Below are 20,546 nucleotides of genomic sequence, written 5' to 3' on the forward strand. Positions count from 1 at the left end.
ACATAGGCAAGTCGCACAAAAAAGCCAATGGTTTCGTGACGTAACTTTGAAATTTGCCTTAAAACTGTTGCCTAAACAGCAACCGAATGACGGCCGCGTCCGCTGCCGAGATAGGCGTCAAAGGTTGCCGCGATATGACGGACAAAGGGTTTTCCCGCCTCCGTCACGGCAAAAACATCGCCATCCATCCGCACCACACCGTCCCTGTCGCCGCCAGCGAAAAGCTGCGCCTCCATGCTGACGGAATGGCTGGCCTTGCCGAAACGCCGCTTCAAATCGCCCAGATCGAGCGAAAAATCGCACATCAGCCGCTCGATGACATAGGAGCGCAGGTGATCCTCGTCAGACAATTCTATTCCCTTGAGAACCGCGAAACCACCCTCGCCCACCATCCGCTGATATTCCCCTGTCGCCACCATGTTCTGCACGTAGCCCTGGGGCAACCGGCCGATCGCGGATGCACCAAGCCCGATCAGGGCATCAGCCGTGTCAGTGGTGTAGCCCTGAAAATTCCGCCGCAGCTCCCCCGTCTCGACCGCCCGGCTCAGAGTGTCGGCGGGCTTGGCAAAATGATCGATCCCGATTGCCCGGTAACCCGCCTTGCCGAGCATCTCCGCCGCCATCGTCATCTGGCGGTAGCGCTCGGCAATATCTGGCAATGCCTGCTCAGGGATCAGCGACTGGTGTTTTTTCATCCACGGAACATGCGCATAACCGAACAGCGCGATCCGGTCGGGGTCGAGTGAGATGATCTGGTCAACCGTCTGTTGCAATGTCTCGCAGGTCTGGAACGGCAGGCCATAGAGAATGTCGCAATTGACCGAGTGAACGCCCCTTGCCCGCACGGCATCTACCACCGATTCCGTCTGCTCGAAGGTCTGAATCCGGTTGATGGTTTTTTGCACTTTGTCATCAAAGTCCTGCACACCGAGGCTCGCGCGCGTCATGCCGATGACGGCAAGCGCGTCATAGCGACTTTCGTCAAGATCGTTCGGGTCCATTTCCACGCTGATTTCGGGCGCCAGACCAAAGGTGAAATGGCGTCTTAGACAGTCCATCAGGCCCACCATGTCTTCAGGCCTCAGCATAGTGGGAGAACCGCCGCCAAAATGCACCGCGCTGACCACTGCATCGGGGGAAACAAGCGAGCCGACGGCTTCTATCTCCCGCCTAAGTGCCTCAAGATAAACGGCAATCGGCTCGTATTTCAGCGTGTGCTTGGTGTGGCAGGCACAGAACCAGCACAGCCGGTCGCAATAGGGAATATGCAGGTAAAGCGATATCCGGTTCCTGTGGCCAAGCTCGCCGAGCCAGCGGCGATAGGTGCCATTATCGATTCCCTCGTGAAAGTGCGGCGCGGTAGGATAGCTCGTGTAACGCGGCACGGCGCCCGAATATTTGCGAAGAAGTTCGGTTTTCATCCCCGGATTTGCCTTTTATCAAGAAAATGTCGATTTCCTCCCCTTGAGTAACGGCTGCGACAGTTTGCAACTTTGACTTCAATCAAATTGCACCTTAAGTTCTTGCTAAAGTAGACGCGGGGGCGACGACTACGCGGCGCAAGCCTTCGAAAAGACCGGATTTTACACCTGCGGTCGCATTCGTCCCTTAAAGCCAGCATCGGAAAAGGCTGATGGACACGCTACAGAAGACCATCCACAATTCGGAATATCCCGTCGTATGCCGCTCCTGCGAGGCGCGTCACGGTGGTCTTTGCAGCACGTTGACGCCGCAGCAGCTCTGCGACCTCAACCGTCATTCCAGCCGTAAGAAGCTGGAAGCGGGCAACGAGCTGCTTGCCCAGGGGGAGCTCGTCAGCTCCTACGGCAACATTCTCAACGGCGTGGTGAAGCTCTCGAAGATGATGTCGGATGGCCGCCAGCAGATCGTCGGCCTGCAATTTGCACCGGATTTTCTCGGCCGCCCGTTCATGGCGGAAAGCAAGATGACAGCGGAAGCCGCAACCGATGTGGAAATCTGCCTGTTCCCGCGCCGCATCGTCGACCGCATGGTTTCCGAAGTGCCGGATATGGAACGTAAGCTTCACAGCCAGTCTCTGAAGGAACTGGATGAGGCGCGCGACTGGATGCTGACACTTGGCCGAAAATCGGCACAGGAAAAGGTTGCCAGCTTCCTTTATATGATCGCCACGCATATCGATCCGGAAAAGGACGATAAATCAACGTTCGACCTGCCGCTATCGCGCGCAGACATAGCTGACTTCCTTGGTCTCACCATCGAAACAGTTAGCCGGCAAATGACTAAGCTGCGCAAGGAAGGCACGATCAGCATCGAGAACAACCGTCATATTACAGTGCCGGACCTCGATATGCTCAGCGAAGCCGCCGGAAACGACTGACCGGCGTTTTTCAACTTTCATCGTCCCTGAGGCGCTGACGTTCCGATGTTGATGTACGGCGCCCGCGCCTGCGCGGGTGCGAGCGCAAAACCGGCAAGAACCAGCAAAGCAGCGATGCATCTCATGATATTTCACCCTGTCTACCGCTTTTTCAGCGGCCTGTTTGTTATGACCGCATCATAAGCGGCAAAGCGCATCCATCCGCTTAACATCTTCAGTAAGCATATGGTTCAAAGGCAGGGTAAATAAGGGGTTATGAGAGCTGCTTGGTAATAGAATGAAGCACAAGGATTGCCGTTATCCTCGGCCTTGTGCCGAGCGAATCTCGAGATCCACAGGTTGTCGATTCTCGGTAAAGGCCCCAGAACGACGAACGGAAGAACCTTACTGCGTAACAGGCGTCGCAACCGGCTTCTGGTTTTCGCCAAGCGCCCGCAATTCCGCGACTCGGCGTTTGTATTCAGCTTCCGAAATCTGGCCGTTGCGGCGTGCAGCACCGAGGCGCGACAGGTTCGATTCCATTTTGGACGCCTCGTCATCCCCCATCTGGCTGCCGGCAGCCGTAATCGGTGCTGAAAAGCTTGGATAGGTGCCGGTATCGCGTCTCTGGCTCACCACATTGTCGCTGACGGGACGCGGGCCGACGATTTGGGCTTGCGGGTGGGGCATATGGGCCGGTGCGACGATCGGTGCCGGGGTCTTGCAGGCGGCAAGTACTGTAACGAGCATGGCGCCGGAAAGCGAAAGAAGGGCGATCCTTCCAGCATTTTCCGCAAATCTTCCCCATGTACCCATGTGCTTGCCCATCGTCATGTTCCGCCTGTAAGGATATCGCCGATATCGAATTCGACTGCGGTTCGGCTCTTCGTGGCCTCCCCTTGCTGGTGGAACTTGTATTCGTTTTCATGCAGAATGTGCAAACACAAATTTGGTGGAGGACAGCGCATGGCAGGTGTTGACGGCGGGGCAGAGAAAAAGGGTGGCAAAACGCCCGGTTTCGACGCCACATCCGCCGAGGCTTACCTGATCCGCGACCCGGAAGCCTTTGCGGTCAACATCGCCCGCGCGCTGGAAAACCTCGGCAAAGCCGCGTCCGAATGGCTGGCGCCCCGCGAACGCGGTGAAATTCCGCAGACCAGCGCCGATCCGATGACCGACATCGTCAAGACGCTCTCCGATGTCGCCGAATACTGGATGGCAGAACCGAAGCGTTCACTCGAAGCGCAGACCCACCTGCTTTCCAGCTATTTCGATCTGTGGACAAAATCCGTGGCGCAGTTTTCGGAAGATGCCGATTCCCGCTCGGAAAAGGCCACGGAGACCGGCCCGGCAGAGCGAAAGAACAGGCGTTTTGCCGACGCGGACTGGCAGGCCAATCCATTTTTCGATTTTCTCCTCAAAGCCTATCAGACCACCGTCGGTTTTGCCGACCGGATGGTTATGGAAGCCGAAGGGCTGGACGAGCACACCCGCACCAAGGCGTTGTTTTACATGCGCCAGGTGACGGAAGCCCTCTCGCCGGCCAACTTCGTCTTCACCAATCCGCAGGTCTTCCGCGAGACGGTCGCGTCCAGCGGCGCCAATCTCGTCAAGGGCATGGCACAGCTTGCCGAAGATGTCGCGGCCGGCCACGGCCATCTGAAACTGCGCCAGACCGATTACAGCAAATTCGTCATCGGCCAGAACATCGCCATCACACCAGGCAAGGTGGTTGCCAAAAGCCCGCTCTGCGAGATCATCCATTACGCGCCGACGACGAAAAAGGCCCTCAAACGGCCGCTGCTCATCGTGCCGCCATGGATCAACAAATTTTATATCCTCGATCTCAACCCACAGAAATCCTTCGTTAAATGGTGTCTCGATCAGGGTCACAGCGTGTTCATGGTCTCGTGGATCAACCCGGACGCCAGGCTGGCCGACAAGGGCTGGGAGGACTATATCCGCGAAGGTATCGATTTTGCCCTCGACACGATCGAGGAGCAAACCGACGAAAAAGAGATCAACGCCATCGGCTATTGCGTCGGCGGCACGCTTTTGTCTTCGGCCCTGGCATTGCATGCGCAGGAAGGCAATGAGCGCATTCGCAGCGCCACACTTCTCGCCGCCCAGACGGATTTCATCCATGCGGGCGACCTCAAGGTCTTCATCGATGAAGGCCAGCTCGCCGCGCTCGACAGGCACATGCAGGCCGTCGGTTATCTCGATGGCTCGATCATGGCCACAGTCTTCAACATGCTGCGCGCCTCCGATCTCATCTGGCCCTATATGGTCGATAATTATCTGCGCGGCACGGAACCCCTGCCCTTCGATCTCCTCTACTGGAATTCAGATTCGACCCGGGTGACCGCTGCCTGCCATTCCTTCTATCTGCGCAATTGTTATCTCGACAACAATCTCGCTCGCGGGCTGATGCGCGTGGCGGACAAGCGGATCAACCTCGGCGACATAAAAATCCCCGTCTATGATCTAGCCACCCGCGACGACCATATCGCGCCAGCGAAATCGGTCTTCACGGGGGCGGCACTGTTCGGCGGCCCCGTGGAATTCGTGCTCGGCGCTTCCGGCCACATAGCCGGTGTGGTCAATCCGCCGCAATCCGAAAAATACCAATATTGGACAGGCGCATCACCATCCGGAGACTTCGATGCCTGGCAGGCCGCAGCCACGGCCCACAAGGGATCATGGTGGGTGCACTGGCAAAACTGGATCGAAAGCCAGAATGGCGAGAAGGTAAAGGCAAGGGCGCCGGGAGACGGCAAGCGACCAGTGCTCGGTGATGCACCCGGAACCTACGTCCTGTCCTGACCAGCCCCCACCTCTCACCTTTCAGGCCACATGCTCTTCACGCCCCCACTCGTTCCCGCCACGCTGATCGCCCGCTACAAGCGTTTCCTCTTCGACGCTGTTCTGGAGGACGGCACGGCGATTACAGGCTCCTGCCCCAATACCGGCTCCATGCGCGGGTTGACCACGCCCGGCTCGCGTATCTGGCTGTCCGAGCATGACAGCCCAACCCGCAAGTACCGGCATATGCTGGAAATGGTCGAGGCCGATGGCACCGTGGTCGGCATCAATACCGGCATGCCGAACCGGCTGGCGGAAGAAGCGATCCTCAATGGCCGCATCCCGCAGCTTGCCGGCTATTCGACGATCCGGCGCGAGCAGAAATACGGCCGCAATTCCCGCATCGATTTCCTGCTTTCCGAAATTGGGCGGCCGGATGCCTATGTGGAAGTGAAAAACGTGCATTTCATGCGCGAAAAAGGTCTGGCCGAATTCCCTGATACCGCCACCAAACGCGGCGCCAAACATCTGGAGGAGCTAGGCGACGCAGCGGAGGCGGGTCACCGCGCGGTGATGCTCTATCTCATTCAGCGCAACGATTGCGACCGGATGCGCATCTGCGATGATCTGGATCCGGTCTATGCGCTGGCGTTTCAGCGGGCCATGTCGCGCGGCGTGGAGGCCTATGCGGTGAAATGCGACGTTTCCCCGGCACAAATTTCAGTCACGGGAACGGTTAAGATGGACGAATGGCGTCCGGCTGTTTTATGAACAGGGACGTAAAGAGACAGAAAGCACTATGATGGTCACCTATATAGACGCAGCCTCCGCCCCCCTCAAGAATACCGGCGTCATCCGCCTTTATACCCCTGAGGATTTTGACGGGATGCGCAAGGCGTGCCAGCTGACGGCGCGTTGCCTCGACGAACTGGCGGCAATCGTCAAGCCGGGTGTGACGACTGATGCCATCGACCGTTTCGTCTTCGAGTTCGGCGCCGACTATGGCGCTTTGCCGGCAACACTGAATTACCGCGGTTATACGAAATCCGTCTGCACCTCTATCAACCATGTGGTCTGCCACGGCATTCCAGACGCAAAGCCGCTGCGCGAAGGCGAAATCGTCAATATCGACGTGACCTATATTCTGGACGGCTGGCACGGCGATTCGAGCCGCATGTATCCGGTTGGCACGATCAAGCGCGCGGCTGAACGCCTGATGGAAGTGACCTATGAATGCCTGATGCTCGGCATCGCGGCAGTGAAACCGGGTGCGCGCACCGGCGCGATCGGCGCGGCTATTCAGGCCTATGCCGAGGCGGAACGCTGCTCGGTGGTGCGTGATTTCTGCGGCCACGGCGTTGGACGCCTGTTCCACGACACCCCCAATATCCTGCACTACGGCCGCCCGGACGAAGGCCCGGAGATTCGCGAGGGAATGATCTTCACCATCGAACCGATGATCAACCTCGGCAAGCCGCATGTGAAGGTACTCTCCGATGGCTGGACGGCAGTAACGCGCGACCGCTCCCTTTCCGCGCAATACGAACATGCGGTCGGCGTAACCGCGACCGGTTGCGAAATCTTCACACTGTCGCCGGGCGGCTTTGACCGTCCGGGCCTGCCGCCACTCGCATAAGGCCAGACCGCCATGGCAAAACGCCCTGCCCCGCCTTCCGCCGATCTTCCATCGACCTCTGGCTTTCAGGCGGGAAACGGCGATCTGTTCGACGGAACGGATGAGCGCGGCTTCTTTGCCGAACCGCGAAGTGCGGTGAAGAAGACCTCGGAACACCCCGCAGCCGTTGCGGAGCCGGAAGCGGAGATCGCACACTATCACGGCCATCGGGACAGGCTGCGGGCGCGTTATCGCGACGGCGGCGATACCGCCCTTGCCGATTACGAACTGCTGGAGCTTCTGCTTTTCCGGCTGATACCGAGGCGTGATACCAAACCCATCGCCAAGGCGTTGATCGCCCGCTTTGGTACCCTTGGCGGGGTGCTCGGCGCGCCGCTGCCGCTGTTGCAGGAGGTGAAGGGCGTGGGTGAGGCCGTGGCGCTCGATCTGAAGCTCGTCGCCTCCGTTTCCCAGCGCATGCTGAAAGGCGAACTCCGCAACAAGCAGATTCTCGGCTCCTGGTCTTCGGTCATCGACTATTGCCATGCCGCCATGGCCCATGAAACCCGCGAACAATTCCGCATCCTGTTCCTCGACAAGCGCAACGTCCTGATCGCCGACGAGGTGCAGGGTCAGGGAACCGTGGACCACACGCCGGTTTACCCGCGCGAAGTGGTGCGCCGCGCCCTCGAACTTTCCTCTACAGCTTTGATTCTAATCCACAATCATCCGAGTGGAGACCCTACCCCCTCGCGTGCCGATATCGAGATGACCAAAACCATCATCGATACGGCAAAGCCGCTGGGGATAGCGGTGCACGACCACATCATCATCGGCAAAGACGGCCACGCCAGCTTCAAAGGGCTTCGGCTGATCTGAAATCCATGGGTATTAACGCGAAGGGCTTTCCCGGCCTGCAACCCATAAGAGCGACATCAATACAAAATTAACACCTATAAATTAGCATTTCCGAAAATAAGAATAAAGGCATCTGACTTTGGTGCCTGAAGAAACGGGGGTGCTTTATGCGTAATGGAGTGCATTTCCTTCGTGATCGATCCGGCTCGTCCGCTGTCGAGTTCGCTATCGTCGCGCCGATTTTCTTTCTCGTCCTGCTGACAATGATTGCCTACGGTATCTACCTGATGGCCGCCTATTCTGTGCAGCAGATCGCCGCCGACGCGGCAAGGACGGCAGTTGCCGGACTGAATACGACCGAGCGCCAGCAGCTGGCCCGTGATTTCGTCACCAAAAGTGACCTCAGCTACGCCTTCATGGACAAGACGCGTTTCACGGTCAACGTCGCCACCGATCCCGCCAATGCCAACCAGTTCACGGTCAAGGTGGAATATGACGCCCGTGATCTGCCGATCTGGAGCCTCTACAGCTACACCCTGCCCGAGCCGGTCATCCGGCGTTTTTCCACAATCCGGATCGGAGGAGCATGACATGCAAAATATCTCTTCTTTGCTTCCCCGTTTCCTGAAGGATCGCACAGGCAACATCGCCATCTCGGCCGGGCTTACCGCACCGCTTTTCATCGGCATATTGGCGCTTGGCGTCGATTATGGCTATCTGACCCTGCAGAAGCGGCAATTGCAGCAGACCGCCGATCTTGCGGCCATATCAGCGGCGGCCAATGCCGCTGATCCCGAAAAGGCGGTCCAGCAATATTTTGCCCTCAACGGCATGAATCTCGGGGTCAAGACACCGAATGGCCTCTTGACCGTAGACGGTCTTCAACCTTTCGACCCCTTGAACGAATTTGCCAAGAGCAACGGTTATGCCGAAGTCGTCAAAGGTCACTATGAGCCGGACGCGACCCTGCCTGTCGGCCAGCGTTTCGTCGAAAATGCACTTCCCACCAATGCGATGAAAGTGAATATCGTCGAAAAGGGCCAGATATTCTTTGCCTCCGCCTTCACCACGCCGCCCAAGATTTCCGCGGCTGGAACGGCCTCATCCCAAAAGATCGCGGCATTTTCGGTGGGCTCGCGACTGGCAAGCCTCGATGAAGGCATTTTGAACAGCCTGCTCGGCGGCTTGCTCGGTACGACGGTCTCGCTCAAGGTTATGGATTACCAGGCGCTTGTGGCTGCTGATGTCAACGCGCTGCATGTCGTCGAAGCGCTGGCTGTCGATCTCAACCTGACAGCCGGCACCTACAAGGATGTCCTGAAGACGGAAATCACCTACGGCAAATTCCTGGACGCGCTGACGAAGACCACCGGCCTGCAGCCGGCTGTGGCCAACATTCTGAAGACGCTGGCAAAAACCGCCAACAAGAGCAACATCAAGCTCAAGCTTGAAGAAATCCTCAATCTCGGCCCGTTCTCGGACAAGCTGATCGGTAGCGGCGAAAACCTAAAGGTCACCGCAGGCGTCTTCGATCTTCTCAACGCCGCCGCCGTGGCAGGCAATGGCGGCAACCAGCTGGCACTCAACCTCAACGCCAATCTTCTCGGTCTCGCCTCGGTCAAGACGACGCTCGCCATCGGTGAGCCACCCGTCGAAACGCCGTCGCTTGCCGTCGGCGGCCAGGGCACGGTGGTGCGCACCGCACAAACCCGGCTGGCGGTCAGTGTCGTGGTTGACGGGCTTCAGGCGATTGCCGGTCTGAAGGTCAATATTCCGCTCTATGTGGAAGTCGCCCATGCCGAAGCGCGGCTCGCCGACATTCGCTGCACGGGCGGCGGACAGGGTACGGTCGATGTCGAAGTCGTTCCCGGCGTCGCAGAAATCGCGCTTGGCAATGTCGATACCACGGCCTTTGCCAATTTCGGCAAGGATCCGCGCGTCACCAAGACCGCGATCGTGGATTCGGCCCTGCTCGCCATCAATGGCAGCGCCCTCATCAATGCCACGAACATGACGAAGACCAAGCTGACCTTTACCCAGTCGGATATCACCCAGGCCAAGATCAAGAGTGTTTCCACGAAGGATACCGTTACCACTCTTGTCAGTTCACTGCTGAAGAACCTCAATCTGGATATCAGGCTTCTCTTCCTCAACATCGATCTGGGAGGTCTGGCGGGCATCCAGTCAGCGCTTGCCAACACGCTCGCGGCAGTCACGGCGCCCGTGGATCAGCTGCTCTACAACGTGCTGCTGGTACTCGGCGTCAAGATTGGCGAAGCCGATGTGCGCGTCACCGACGTTCGCTGCCAGCAGCCGGCACTCGTCCAGTAATCAGGCCGACAACCATAAAAAAAGCCGCCGGCAGTATCCGGCGGCTTTTTTGTTTGATCTGCCTCTGTCAGGCAGTAGCAATTGCCAGACGCTTCTCGTCACGGCCGCTCTTCATGCGCTCGGACAGAAGGAAGGCCAGTTCCAGTGCCTGATCGGCGTTGAGACGCGGATCGCAATGGGTGTGGTAACGATCCGACAGCGATCTGCCGTCACGGCGCGCGCGCCGCCGGTGCATTCCGTCACGTCCTTGCCGGTCATCTCGATGTGGATGCCGCCCGGATGTGTGCCTTCGGCACGGTGGATCTGGAAGAAGCTTTCGACTTCCGACAGGATGCGCTCGAAAGGACGCGTCTTGTAGTGGTTGAGCGTGATGGTGTTGCCATGCATCGGATCGCAGGACCAGACGACCTTGCGGCCCTCTTTCTCCACGGCACGGATGAGCTTCGGCAGGCTGTCGGCAACCTTGTCGTGGCCGAAACGGCAGATCAGCGTCAGACGACCTGCCTCGTTTGCAGGGTTCAGCGCGTCGATCAGCTCGATCAGATTATCAGGCGTCAGCGACGGTCCGCACTTCAGGCCGATCGGGTTCTTGATGCCGCGGAAATATTCCACATGCGCATGGTCGAGCTGACGCGTGCGGTCGCCGATCCAGATCATGTGGCCCGACGTGGCATACCAGTCGCCGGAGGTCGAATCGACGCGGGTCAGCGCCTCTTCGTAACCGAGCAGCAGAGCCTCGTGGCTGGTGAAGAAATCGGTTTCGCGCAGGCTAGGATTGTTTTCTGCGCTGATGCCGATTGCCTGCATGAAGTTCATGGTCTCGGAAATCCGGTCAGCCAGCTTGCGGTAACGATCCGCCTGCGGGCTGTCCTTGATGAAGCCGAGCATCCACTGGTGAACGTTTTCAAGGTTGGCGTAGCCGCCCATTGCGAAAGCGCGCAGCAGGTTAAGCGTCGCCGCCGACTGGCGGTACGCGTCGAGCTGACGCTCGGGGTTCGGCACGCGCGAGGTCTCATTGAACTCGATGCCGTTGATGATGTCGCCGCGGTAGGACGGCAGCGTCACGCCATCGAGCACTTCCACGTTCGAAGAGCGGGGCTTGGCGAACTGACCGGCAATACGACCGACCTTCACCACCGGCAGCTGCGCACCATAGGTCAGGACGACAGCCATCTGCAGGAAAGCGCGGAAGAAGTCGCGGATATTATCCGCGCCATGCTCGAGGAAGCTTTCGGCGCAATCGCCACCCTGCAACAGAAAGGCGTTGCCGTCTGCCACATTGGCAAGCTGCTTTTTCAGGCGGCGGGCTTCACCGGCAAAAACGAGCGGCGGATAGGTCGCAAGCGTGGCTTCCGTCGCCGCAAGCGCTGCCGCGTCAGGATATTCGGGAACCTGCTGGATCGGTTTCTGCCGCCAACTGCCGGGTGTCCAATTCTGTGCCATGTCCTTACCCTTTTCTCGCCCGCGCATTTGTGCACGACCGCCTCGAAAAATTGAGCGGCTTATAGCTCCAAGCACAGGCTTTGCATAGCCGATGTCAGGGCCATCGGGCCCATTCCGCCCGTTTTGGGCGTTTAACGTGCATAAAAGTCAATTCAAACGATTTAATAAACCCGCCACCACACGGAAAACAACGGTTTTCAAGTGGTGGCGAGCGAAGCGGAGACGTGATCACGTCGCGCAAGCGACGGCGTTACACGCGCTCGCCGTTCACCACGCGGTAGCTTGGCGAATACATCGTCACCAGTTCCTCGGCCGCTGTCGGATGAACCGCCATGGTGCGATCGAAATCGTCCTTGGTGCATCCGGCCTTCAGCGTGATGCCGAGAAGCTGCGCCATTTCGCCTGCCTCGTGGCCGAGAATATGCGCGCCGACGACCTTACGGTCGGCGGCATTGACGATCAGCTTCATGATCGTCTTTTCCTGTCGCCCGGACAGCGTTGCCTTCATCGGACGGAACTGCGCGCGATAGACCTCCAGTTGCGGGTATTTCTTGCCCGCTTCCTCTTCAGAAAGTCCAACCGTGCCGATTTCCGGCTGCGAGAACACCGCAGTGGCAATAAGCTCGTGGTCCGGCTTGGTCGGGTTGTTCTTGTACTCGGTTTCGATGAAGCACATGGCCTCGTGGATCGCCACCGGCGTCAGCTGTACCCGATCGGTGACGTCGCCCAGTGCGAAGATACTAGGGACGTTCGTGCGCGAATACTCATCGACGATGATTGCGCCGCGCGCATCCACCTTCACACCGGCATTTTCAAGGCCTAGACCATGCGTATTCGGATCGCGACCGAGCGCCAGCATCACCAAGCCGACATGCAGCGAGTTGCCCTGCTTCGTCCGTGCCACAAAGCCGCCCGCACCGTCCTTGCTCACTTCCTGAATGACGTCTTCAAGAATGATACGAATGCCCTTGGCTTCCATCGCTTCATGAAGGCCCTTGCGCATATCGTGATCGAAGCGCGAAAGGATTTCCTTGCCGCGATAGATCAGCGTCGTTTCGACACCGAGTCCGTGGAAGATATTGGCGAATTCCACGGCGATGTAACCACCGCCAGCGATCAGGATCGATTTCGGCAGTTCTTCCAGGTCGAAAGCCTCGTTGGAGGAGATCGTCAGCTCGTGGCCGGGCAGCGCCTTGTGTTCGTTCGGCGTACCGCCAACGGCAATCACGATACGCTCGGCCGTGAAGGTCTCACCAGTCTTCGTCAGCTTCACGGTATGCGCATCGACAAGCTCTGCACGGCTGTCGAAAATATCGGCCTTGGCGTTATCCAGACCCTTGCGGTACAGCCCTTCGAGACGGGTGATTTCCCTGTCTTTCGCTTCGATCAGTTTTTTCCAGTCGAAACGACGCTCGCCAACGCTCCAGCCGAAACCTTCGGCATCCTCGAAATGCTCAGGAAATTGCGAGGCATAAACGAACAGCTTCTTCGGCACGCAACCACGGATGACGCAGGTTCCGCCGTAACGGTATTCCTCGGCAATTCCCGCACGCTTGCCGAGTGAGGCGGCCACGCGAGCGCTGCGCACGCCGCCCGAGCCGCCACCGATAACGAAAAGATCGTAGTCATAAGCTGTCATAGTCAAAACCCCTGATCAAAACCACGTGCCATCGGCCTCAAGGCGGGCTGTGGCGTATTCATGGCACATATAGGTGCTGCGATGCACAAATGAAAAGCCCGACCTTGCGGCCGGGCTTTGAATATTTCTGAACGTGAGTTTTGGGACCCGACGCTTTATCTATTTCACTCAGGGCTTGTGAGCCGGAGCGCCACCGGTGTTGCCCTGATCGGCCGGAAGCGGCTTCAGATCAGCGCCGGCCACCTTCTGCAATTCGGTCATGCTGGAGGTGTTCAGATCGCGGTTGATGCCCGCGGCCCAGATGTCGGCAGCCTTCATCAGTTCGCGCGTGGCGATCGGACCGTCCTTCAGAAGCTTCTTGCCGGCTTCGCTGCTGTAGAAGGTGGAGATGGCGTTCAGCTCTTCGACGGAGAAGGCGCGCGCGTAGGTGAGTGCTGCCTCGCGTTCCAGATCGGCGCGGCGCGGCGCAAGCTCAAGTGCCTTGGCGTCGACAGTCGCGGTGATCACGTCCTGCACATTCGGCGATGCCTGAATGAGTTCGGCCTTCAGACGTTCCGCCAGACCCGGCAGGATATCATCGAAACGGTCAGTAACGCCAAGAGAGGCGATCGCCTGCCGTGCGGCGGCGATATGCGCTTCCGAAATTTCCTGAGCGCGTGCGGCAGTACCGAACACGATGCCGGAAATGAGGATCGAAGCAGCGGCAGCTTTGCCCAGTCCCGCTAGTTTGATCATGAAAATCTCGCTCCTGTTATACTGCCTGCATCACGCGGGCGCCTTCAGGACCCGCAATGATGGCAAGCGATGCCAAATTTATGAAAAGTCCGTGCTCGACAACACCGGGGATAGTGTTCAGCTCGCGTGCAAGCGCTTCTGCATCAGGAATACGGCCAAAAGATGCGTCGAGAATGAGGTGTCCACCATCCGTCATGAAGGCGCCGTCGCCCGACGAACGCATCGTCAGGTCGCCCGAGAGGCCGGACCGCGCCGCCAGTTTCTCGATGGCTATCTGTGTCGCCACCTGACCGAACGGATTGATTTCGATGGGAAGCGGAAAGGCGCCAAGCGTCTCCACAACCTTGCTCTGGTCGGCGATGACGATCATGCGGGCGGATGCCGCCGCCACGATCTTTTCGCGCAGAAGCGCACCGCCACCACCCTTGACGAGTCGCAGGCCGTGATCCACTTCGTCCGCGCCATCGATGGTAAGGTCCAGTTCCGGCAATTCATCGAGGGATTTCAGCGGCACACCAAGCTCCACGCAAAGGCGCGCGGTACGCTCGGATGTCGGCACGCCTTCGACCTTCAGGCCTGCAGCAACCTTTTCCGCCAGAAGCCTGACGAATTCCTCAGCTGTAGAGCCCGTGCCGATACCAAGTCGCATCCCGTCTTGCACATGGGACAATGCGGCCTCGGCGGCCTTGATCTTCATCTGGCGGGCATCCATGTGCCTGAAACTCCGGTAGCTTTGTCGTCGCCGTGCTGTTTACACGGGTCGAAAGCCAAACGAAAGCATTTTTGCAGGCAACGAACAGAACGTTGTGGCGCGGTTGCAAAGACAAAGCCGTTTGCCTAGGCTTGGCCACAACGAACGCACCGATATCATCGCCAAAAGCATTCTCTCAAGAGGCCAGTTCCCGTGACATCTCGCCCGCTCTCCCCGCTCGCCATCTTCGACCTCGATGGTACGCTCGTCGACACCGCCGCCGATCTCGTTTCGAGCCTCAACCACACCATTGCCGCAGCCGGTCTTGCCCCCGTTACTTATGACGACCTGACGCATCTCGTCGGCCAGGGCGCGCGCGTGATGATCAAGCGGGCCTTCGCGCTGCGTCAGGTAGAATTGCCGGAAGCCGAGCTGGAGCCGCTGTACGAGCGTTTCATTGACCATTATCGCGCGGAAATGCCCGGCGACAGCCGCCCCTACCCCGGCATCGTCAGCGTACTGGATGCGCTTTCGTCAGCTGGCATCACGCTCGCGGTCTGCACCAACAAGACCGAAATCCTTGCGCTCCCGCTGCTCGAAAAACTGGATCTCACCCGATATTTCGCCGCCATCACCTGTGGCGACACCTTCCCTTTCCGCAAGCCTGATGCGCGCCATATTCTCGGCACCATCGAAAAGGCTGGCGGCGACCCGCAGCGCTCGGTCATGGTAGGTGACAGCATCAACGACATTCTCGCCGCCAAAAATGCGGCCGTCCCGTCGATCGGCGTCACCTTCGGTTACTCGGATGTGCCGATGGTCGAACTCGAACCGGATGTCGTGATAGATGATTTCACTGCGTTGACGCCCGCGCTGTTCGAGCAGCTGGTCGCAAAGGGCGCCGCTGCGGCTTGAGACGGCGCTGTTCTCCCACCGTCATGCCGGGCTTGACCCGGTATCGAGCCACGGCGCGTCTGCGCCGTAATACAACTCTTTCGCGATCAAAGACCTGATCGTACTGGACCCCGACCATGTCCGGGATGGCGGAGTGCGGATGCTGCCGCTTAACGCTATCATTCATGTGGCGACCTTGCCATCAAACAAAAAAAGCGCCGTTTCCGGCGCTTTCTTTTTCTCAATGTGATTTCTATCAAATCGACGCGGCACGCGCCTTCGTCGTTACCGCAAACGCCTTCTGGACGTAGCTGTCACGGTCGTAGACGTCGTCGAAGAACTGCACCTTGCCGGCCTTGTCCGGCCAGGCAGTAAAATAGGCCACGTAGACCGGTATCTTCACCGGCACCTGCACGGCGCGGTTCTTGCCCGCTGCAATCTGCTCGTTGACCTTGTCGACGCTGGTGCCAAGAACAGCGGCCGCCATGCGGCGCGGGTCGACCAGACGGATACAGCCGTGGCTCAGCGCCCGCATATCGCGGTTGAAGAAGCTCTTGGCAGGCGTATCATGCATGTAAATGGCATGCGCATTCGGGAACAGGATTTTCAGGTCGCCCAGCGCATTGTCGCTGCTTGGCGGCTGACGCACCGAAATGGCATTGGTCGAGCCGAACCAGTTGACGCTGGTGGAAGAAACCGCACGGCCACCCACCTGCACCTCATAACCCAGACGGTCGAGATAGGACGGATCGCGGCGCAGCTTCGGCAGCATCTCGTTGACGATGATCGACTGCGGAACGCCCCAATAGGGGTTGAATTCGACGGTCTGGATTTCGTCCTGGAAGAAGTAGGTCTGGTTGGCCTTGGAGCCGACGACCACCTTCATGCCAAACTGTTCCTGTCCGTCGTTGTGGTAATAGGCCATGAAGGCGGGCTGGTTGATCAAGACATAGCGCTGGCCGAGATCGGCCGGCAGCCAGCGGATCTGCTCCATCGCCACCTGCACCTTGGCAATCCGGGCGTCGTTGCTTTCGCCGACCATGGCACGCACGGTCGCGCGGCCGATGACGCCGTCGGCCTTCAGGCCGTTTTCGCTCTGGAATGCCTTCACCAGATCAACGAGATCAGGCGTATAATCCGGCGTTTGCTGGTAGCCGGAAATGATCGCCGCATGTTCCGCCTTGAAGGCAGGCGAAGCGCGATGTTCGATTGCCTTGACGACGCTCGCCATGTCGCCGCTGCTGTTGCCGGGTTTCAGCACCAGATCGGCGGGAACCTTGACCGTGTTGGCCGCATCACCCTCGCTGCGCAACCGGGCCAGTTCGGCCTTCAGCGCCAGATATTCGGCGTTCGAAGGTTCACGGCTGCGCAGATAGGCTGCGATATTCGGGCTGAGGCCTGCAAGCTTCAGCACGGGCGCAAGGTTTACCGTCTTGCGCTTGAAATCGTGGTAACCGGACAGCCGGTTCGGATCGACACGGCCACGCGTCATATCCTGCACATAGGCCAGGACCTTGGCGGAAAGAGCAAGCTCGAACTGCATCTGCGCGCGCTGATAGGCGTCGGAGGTCGATGCGGAAGCCACTTCCACCGGCGTGCCGGATGCGTTCGCGCCTGCGCTGATGCTGGCGGTCACGTCCTTTGCGGGTACTGAAATGCTGTAATCGGCCGGATCGAGGCCGCTTTCGCCAACAGTCTCCAAAAACGCCATGACGGCGTTCGCGCGGGCAGTCAGCTCACCTTCCGAAACCCAGAGCGCCTTGCCGCCGGCACCGTAATAGGCTTCCAGAGCCTTGCCGATTTCGGGGGTGGCGCTGAACTTCACATTGGCAAGACCATCGCCGAAATTGGCGGTGTTCACAGCGCGTGCGGTATCGGCCTTGTAATCGTAATAACGTGGACCGGAAACACGCGGCAGAGGCTCGGGATCGGATGCATCGGCGCTCGGTCCGACCGTCGGCGGCGAGGTGACGATACCGGCTGGCGGCATTTCACCGCGATCGCGCGCAACCTTGCCAGGCCCGCCACGCAAAAGGTCCATCAGCGTTACCGCGCCGGCGCTGCCGGGAAGAGCGGTGGAAACGGAAAGACCGAGAGCCAGCACCAGCGCTGCCGATGTTTTTCCAGATGTGACTTGCAATTTGATCCTCGTAGCACCCAGCGCCGCCAACGAAGACGGAGCATCCAGTTTCATGCTTGTCTAGCCGATAGCCGGCCCGTTGAAAAGAAAACGCCGAAGTCCAGAACGCACCCGAAATGAACCTCATATTACGGCCAAAACCATAAAAACGTAATTTCCAGAATTGGCGAGAATGGTTAAATTTCTATTTATTTCATTCACTTTGCCGTGGTTGGCCAAGCCGTTCCAAGCCGATGAAACCCCAGTTTTCCGGGCTTTTATCGACGTAGTAAAAATGACACGCCAAGGTCTTTTTCTTAACCGGGCAGGATGAGCGCCAAAATTGCCGTGTCCCAAGGGAAATATCTGCCAGGCATGCCTCGCAACGCTTTCATTGCCAGCGCGATGATTCTATATATCGGCGCGCGCAAGGCGGGCGAAGTGCCGTTTTGGCGGAGGAAAACGAGTAAAAAGGCAAGATTGATGACAGCCACACGGACGGAAACCGATACATTTGGACCCATTGAAGTTCAGGCCGATCGCTATTGGGGCGCGCAGGCGCAGCGCTCGCTCGGCAACTTCAAGATCGGCTGGGAAAAGCAGCCCGCCTCTGTCGTTCGCGCGCTCGGCATCGTCAAGCAGGCCGCCGCCCGTGCAAACATGGCGCTTGCAGGCCTCGACCCCAAGGTAGGCGACGCCATCATCGCAGCCGCACAGGAAGTCATCGACGGCAAGCTGACCGAGCATTTCCCGCTGGTCGTCTGGCAGACCGGCTCCGGCACGCAATCCAACATGAATGCCAATGAGGTGATTTCCAACCGCGCAATCGAGATGCTCGGCGGCGAAATGGGCACCAAGAAGCCGGTTCACCCCAACGACCACGTCAATATGAGCCAGTCCTCGAACGACACCTATCCGACGGCGATGCACATCGCCTGCGTGGAAGAAATCGTTCACCACCTGCTGCCGGCCCTCAAGCACCTGCACTCGGCGCTGGAAGCCAAGGTCAAGCAGTTCGAAAAGATCATCAAGATCGGCCGCACCCACACGCAGGATGCCACGCCGCTGACGCTCGGCCAGGAGTTTTCCGGTTATGCCGCGCAGGTCGCCTCGGCGATTGCCAATATCGAACTCACCCTGCCCGCACTTTCCAAGCTTGCCCAGGGCGGCACGGCGGTCGGCACGGGCCTGAACGCCCCCGTCGGTTTCGCTGAAAAGGTTGCCGAAGAGATTTCCAAGATCACCGGCCTGCCGTTCGTGACGGCGCCGAACAAGTTCGAAGCGCTTGCCTCGCACGATTCCATGGTGTTCTCGCATGGCGCGATCAATGCCGCAGCAGCAGCCCTGTTCAAGATCGCCAACGACATCCGCTTCCTCGGCTCCGGCCCGCGCGCCGGTCTTGGCGAATTGTCGCTGCCGGAAAACGAACCCGGCTCATCGATCATGCCGGGCAAGGTCAACCCGACGCAGTCGGAAGCGCTGACGCAGGTTTGCGCCCACATCTTCGGCAACAATGCAGCGCTCTCCTTCGCAGGCTCGCAGGGGCACTTCGAACTGAACGTCTATAATCCGATGATGGCCTACAACTTCCTGCAGTCGGTCCAGCTTCTGGGCGATGCCGCCGTCTCCTTCACCGACAACTGCGTCGTCGGCATCGAAGCCCGCGAAGACAACATCAGGAAGGGCGTCGAGAACTCGCTGATGCTCGTCACGGCTCTCAACAGCAAGCTCGGCTACGACATCTGCGCCAAGATCGCCAAGACCGCGCACAAGAACGGCACGACACTGCGCGACGAGGCCGTCGGCGGCGGATACCTCACGAACGAGGAATTCGACCAGTATGTGCGCCCGGAAAACATGATCGGCCCGAAGTAAGCCGGTCGGGATTATCGCTGGCATAGAGAACGGGCCTTCGGGCCCGTTTTTTGTTTGTTCGATTGACGGATGAGCGATGAGACCGTGGTGTAGGGCCAAAGCATCGGGATGTCCCGGTACTGACTACTCTTGGTGTTTTTAAATCGTCCCCGTAAGCTGTTCTTCCGCAGAGAATGCCGAAACCAGGTGCACGATTGAGGATGACATCATGATCTGCCGCCGCAGCCTGCTTCTTGGTGGTGCCTTCCTCGCCACGGCCATGAAAGTCCCAAGTCTGTTTGCGCAAGGCGATCGGCAGTGGATTTCGCTTTGGCCCGGCCCGCCTCCGGGTGGCGGTGGTCCGAACGGCGTCCCGGATATAAGCAAAAAAGGCGCTGTCACCAACATTGCCGTACCGAGCCTGGAGGTGTTCGCTCCCGCAAAGCCAAATGGTTCCGCAATGATCATTGCAGGTGGCGGTGGATATAAACGCATCGAGGAAGGCAAGGAGTCCTATCCCGCCGCACGCTGGCTCGCGGCCAGAGGCATTTATGCTTTTGTCCTCACCTATCGTCTGCCGATTGAAGGATGGGCTGCTGGACCGCTGGCACCGCTTCAGGATGCGCAGCGCGCATTTCGTCTGGTGCGTGCACGCGCTTCGGACCGGCAGATCGATCCGTACAGGATCGGCGCACTTGGTTTTTCTGCCGGCGGGCACTTGATGGGGTTGGCCGCCGCCCGCTCGGCTTTTGCGTCTTACGAAGCAGTCGATGACATCGACAGGCAATCAGCCCGGCCGGATGTTGCGGCACTGATCTATCCGGTCATCACGCTTGCAGCGCCCTATGACCATACATCGACCCGGAGGTCACTTATCGGCAGGCACCCGACAGACGAGGCAACACGAGAGTGGTCAGTGGAAAGCCATGTGAGCAAAGATTGCCCTCCGGTCTTCCTCACGCAGGCGGATGACGACCGGATTTCCAATCCCGCCAATAGCCGTATAATGCAGCAGGCGTGCGAGAAGGCGGATGTGGATGTCGAATTTCACCCAATCATTTCTGGTGGCCACGGCTTCGGCATGGGCAAGCCCGGAACCCCCACGCAAGAATTGCCTGGATGGTATGAGGCATGGCTGAGGAAGCACAACCTTCTGGCCTGACGCTTTCTGTGCGCACCCCAATAAAAAAGGGCCGCAAAAGCGGCCCTCTTCATCTCATTCAA

Annotated in this window: 16 protein-coding genes and 1 pseudogene; 10 read left to right on the forward strand and 7 right to left on the reverse strand. The window is 58.8% G+C overall.

Annotated features, from left to right (window positions below):
* Positions 1–71 precede the first annotated feature (71 nt).
* Positions 72–1,421 carry an oxygen-independent coproporphyrinogen III oxidase gene (gene hemN / locus RBH71_RS20185; protein ID WP_025593527.1) on the reverse strand — a complete coding sequence of 450 codons (1,350 nt, stop codon included), beginning with the start codon at positions 1,419–1,421 and terminating at the stop codon, positions 72–74.
* 212 nt (positions 1,422–1,633) lie between these two features.
* Between hemN and fnrN the strand changes: the two genes are divergently transcribed.
* Complete coding sequence (gene fnrN / locus RBH71_RS20190; protein WP_003515395.1) at positions 1,634–2,359, forward strand: transcriptional regulator FnrN; 726 nt, start codon at positions 1,634–1,636, stop codon at positions 2,357–2,359.
* Between the two features lie 384 nt (positions 2,360–2,743).
* Here fnrN and RBH71_RS20195 read toward each other — a convergent pair whose 3' ends face one another.
* A complete protein-coding gene (locus tag RBH71_RS20195; RefSeq protein ID WP_003515396.1) occupies positions 2,744–3,166 on the reverse strand; it encodes a hypothetical protein in 423 nt (140 codons plus the stop codon).
* A 138-nt stretch (positions 3,167–3,304) separates the two neighbouring features.
* Between RBH71_RS20195 and RBH71_RS20200 the strand changes: the two genes are divergently transcribed.
* The 6 genes from RBH71_RS20200 to RBH71_RS20225 all read left to right on the forward strand — a co-directional run bounded on the left by RBH71_RS20200 (position 3,305) and on the right by RBH71_RS20225 (position 9,947).
* A complete protein-coding gene (locus tag RBH71_RS20200) occupies positions 3,305–5,164 on the forward strand; it encodes a PHA/PHB synthase family protein (RefSeq protein ID WP_003515397.1) in 1,860 nt (619 codons plus the stop codon).
* 30 nt (positions 5,165–5,194) lie between these two features.
* The gene (gene sfsA / locus RBH71_RS20205; protein WP_003515398.1) at positions 5,195–5,914 is read left to right on the forward strand and encodes a DNA/RNA nuclease SfsA; all 720 of its coding nucleotides are present in this window, start codon (positions 5,195–5,197) and stop codon (positions 5,912–5,914) included.
* Between the two features lie 31 nt (positions 5,915–5,945).
* The gene (gene map, locus RBH71_RS20210) at positions 5,946–6,779 is read left to right on the forward strand and encodes a type I methionyl aminopeptidase (protein ID WP_003515399.1); all 834 of its coding nucleotides are present in this window, start codon (positions 5,946–5,948) and stop codon (positions 6,777–6,779) included.
* Positions 6,780–6,791: 12 nt separating this feature from the next.
* The gene (radC, locus tag RBH71_RS20215; protein WP_003515400.1) at positions 6,792–7,637 is read left to right on the forward strand and encodes a RadC family protein; all 846 of its coding nucleotides are present in this window, start codon (positions 6,792–6,794) and stop codon (positions 7,635–7,637) included.
* Between the two features lie 146 nt (positions 7,638–7,783).
* Complete coding sequence (locus RBH71_RS20220) at positions 7,784–8,206, forward strand: TadE/TadG family type IV pilus assembly protein (protein WP_003515401.1); 423 nt, start codon at positions 7,784–7,786, stop codon at positions 8,204–8,206.
* A 1-nt stretch (position 8,207) separates the two neighbouring features.
* The gene (locus RBH71_RS20225) at positions 8,208–9,947 is read left to right on the forward strand and encodes a TadG family pilus assembly protein (RefSeq protein ID WP_003515402.1); all 1,740 of its coding nucleotides are present in this window, start codon (positions 8,208–8,210) and stop codon (positions 9,945–9,947) included.
* A 67-nt stretch (positions 9,948–10,014) separates the two neighbouring features.
* Here the strand turns inward: RBH71_RS20225 and RBH71_RS20230 are convergent.
* From RBH71_RS20230 to rpiA, 4 genes and pseudogenes are all read right to left on the reverse strand, one after another.
* Positions 10,015–11,390, reverse strand: a pseudogene (locus RBH71_RS20230) (class II 3-deoxy-7-phosphoheptulonate synthase).
* A gap of 250 nt (positions 11,391–11,640) precedes the next feature.
* Entirely contained in the window at positions 11,641–13,029 is a 1,389-nt protein-coding gene (gene gor / locus RBH71_RS20235; protein WP_003515404.1) for a glutathione-disulfide reductase, read from the reverse strand.
* Between the two features lie 168 nt (positions 13,030–13,197).
* Positions 13,198–13,764, reverse strand: coding sequence for a DUF2059 domain-containing protein (locus tag RBH71_RS20240; RefSeq protein WP_003515410.1), 567 nt, complete (start codon positions 13,762–13,764; stop codon positions 13,198–13,200).
* Positions 13,765–13,780: 16 nt separating this feature from the next.
* A complete protein-coding gene (rpiA, locus tag RBH71_RS20245; RefSeq protein WP_003515412.1) occupies positions 13,781–14,476 on the reverse strand; it encodes a ribose-5-phosphate isomerase RpiA in 696 nt (231 codons plus the stop codon).
* A gap of 192 nt (positions 14,477–14,668) precedes the next feature.
* Between rpiA and RBH71_RS20250 the strand changes: the two genes are divergently transcribed.
* Complete coding sequence (locus RBH71_RS20250; protein ID WP_003515415.1) at positions 14,669–15,370, forward strand: HAD family hydrolase; 702 nt, start codon at positions 14,669–14,671, stop codon at positions 15,368–15,370.
* 235 nt (positions 15,371–15,605) lie between these two features.
* Here the strand turns inward: RBH71_RS20250 and RBH71_RS20255 are convergent, their stop codons facing one another.
* Complete coding sequence (locus tag RBH71_RS20255; protein WP_003515417.1) at positions 15,606–17,453, reverse strand: L,D-transpeptidase family protein; 1,848 nt, start codon at positions 17,451–17,453, stop codon at positions 15,606–15,608.
* 498 nt (positions 17,454–17,951) lie between these two features.
* Between RBH71_RS20255 and fumC the strand changes: the two genes are divergently transcribed.
* Both fumC and RBH71_RS20265 read left to right on the forward strand, forming a co-directional pair.
* Positions 17,952–19,343 (forward strand): class II fumarate hydratase, encoded by a 1,392-nt coding sequence (gene fumC / locus RBH71_RS20260; RefSeq protein WP_003515419.1) that lies wholly within the window; start codon positions 17,952–17,954, stop codon positions 19,341–19,343.
* A gap of 208 nt (positions 19,344–19,551) precedes the next feature.
* Entirely contained in the window at positions 19,552–20,484 is a 933-nt protein-coding gene (locus tag RBH71_RS20265; protein WP_003515421.1) for an alpha/beta hydrolase, read from the forward strand.
* Positions 20,485–20,546: the final 62 nt, after the last annotated feature.

Source organism: Rhizobium sp. AN68, from assembly GCF_030758035.1.
GTDB classification, from domain to species: Bacteria; Pseudomonadota; Alphaproteobacteria; order Rhizobiales; family Rhizobiaceae; genus Agrobacterium; species Agrobacterium tumefaciens.

Bases quoted from the DNA above. Each gene is read 5' to 3' on its own strand.
- RBH71_RS20220 (WP_003515401.1), top strand. From the start codon at position 7,784: ATGCGTAATGGAGTGCATTTCCTTCGTGATCGATCCGGCTCGTCCGCT.
- fnrN (WP_003515395.1), top strand. From the start codon at position 1,634: ATGGACACGCTACAGAAGACCATCCACAATTCGGAATATCCCGTCGTA.
- RBH71_RS20265 (WP_003515421.1), top strand. From the start codon at position 19,552: ATGATCTGCCGCCGCAGCCTGCTTCTTGGTGGTGCCTTCCTCGCCACG.
- gor (WP_003515404.1), bottom strand. From the start codon at position 13,029: ATGACAGCTTATGACTACGATCTTTTCGTTATCGGTGGCGGCTCGGGC.
- RBH71_RS20240 (WP_003515410.1), bottom strand. From the start codon at position 13,764: ATGATCAAACTAGCGGGACTGGGCAAAGCTGCCGCTGCTTCGATCCTC.
- radC (WP_003515400.1), top strand. From the start codon at position 6,792: ATGGCAAAACGCCCTGCCCCGCCTTCCGCCGATCTTCCATCGACCTCT.
- rpiA (WP_003515412.1), bottom strand. From the start codon at position 14,476: ATGGATGCCCGCCAGATGAAGATCAAGGCCGCCGAGGCCGCATTGTCC.
- RBH71_RS20195 (WP_003515396.1), bottom strand. From the start codon at position 3,166: ATGGGCAAGCACATGGGTACATGGGGAAGATTTGCGGAAAATGCTGGA.
- fumC (WP_003515419.1), top strand. From the start codon at position 17,952: ATGACAGCCACACGGACGGAAACCGATACATTTGGACCCATTGAAGTT.
- RBH71_RS20225 (WP_003515402.1), top strand. From the start codon at position 8,208: ATGCAAAATATCTCTTCTTTGCTTCCCCGTTTCCTGAAGGATCGCACA.
- map (WP_003515399.1), top strand. From the start codon at position 5,946: ATGGTCACCTATATAGACGCAGCCTCCGCCCCCCTCAAGAATACCGGC.
- RBH71_RS20200 (WP_003515397.1), top strand. From the start codon at position 3,305: ATGGCAGGTGTTGACGGCGGGGCAGAGAAAAAGGGTGGCAAAACGCCC.
- hemN (WP_025593527.1), bottom strand. From the start codon at position 1,421: ATGAAAACCGAACTTCTTCGCAAATATTCGGGCGCCGTGCCGCGTTAC.
- sfsA (WP_003515398.1), top strand. From the start codon at position 5,195: ATGCTCTTCACGCCCCCACTCGTTCCCGCCACGCTGATCGCCCGCTAC.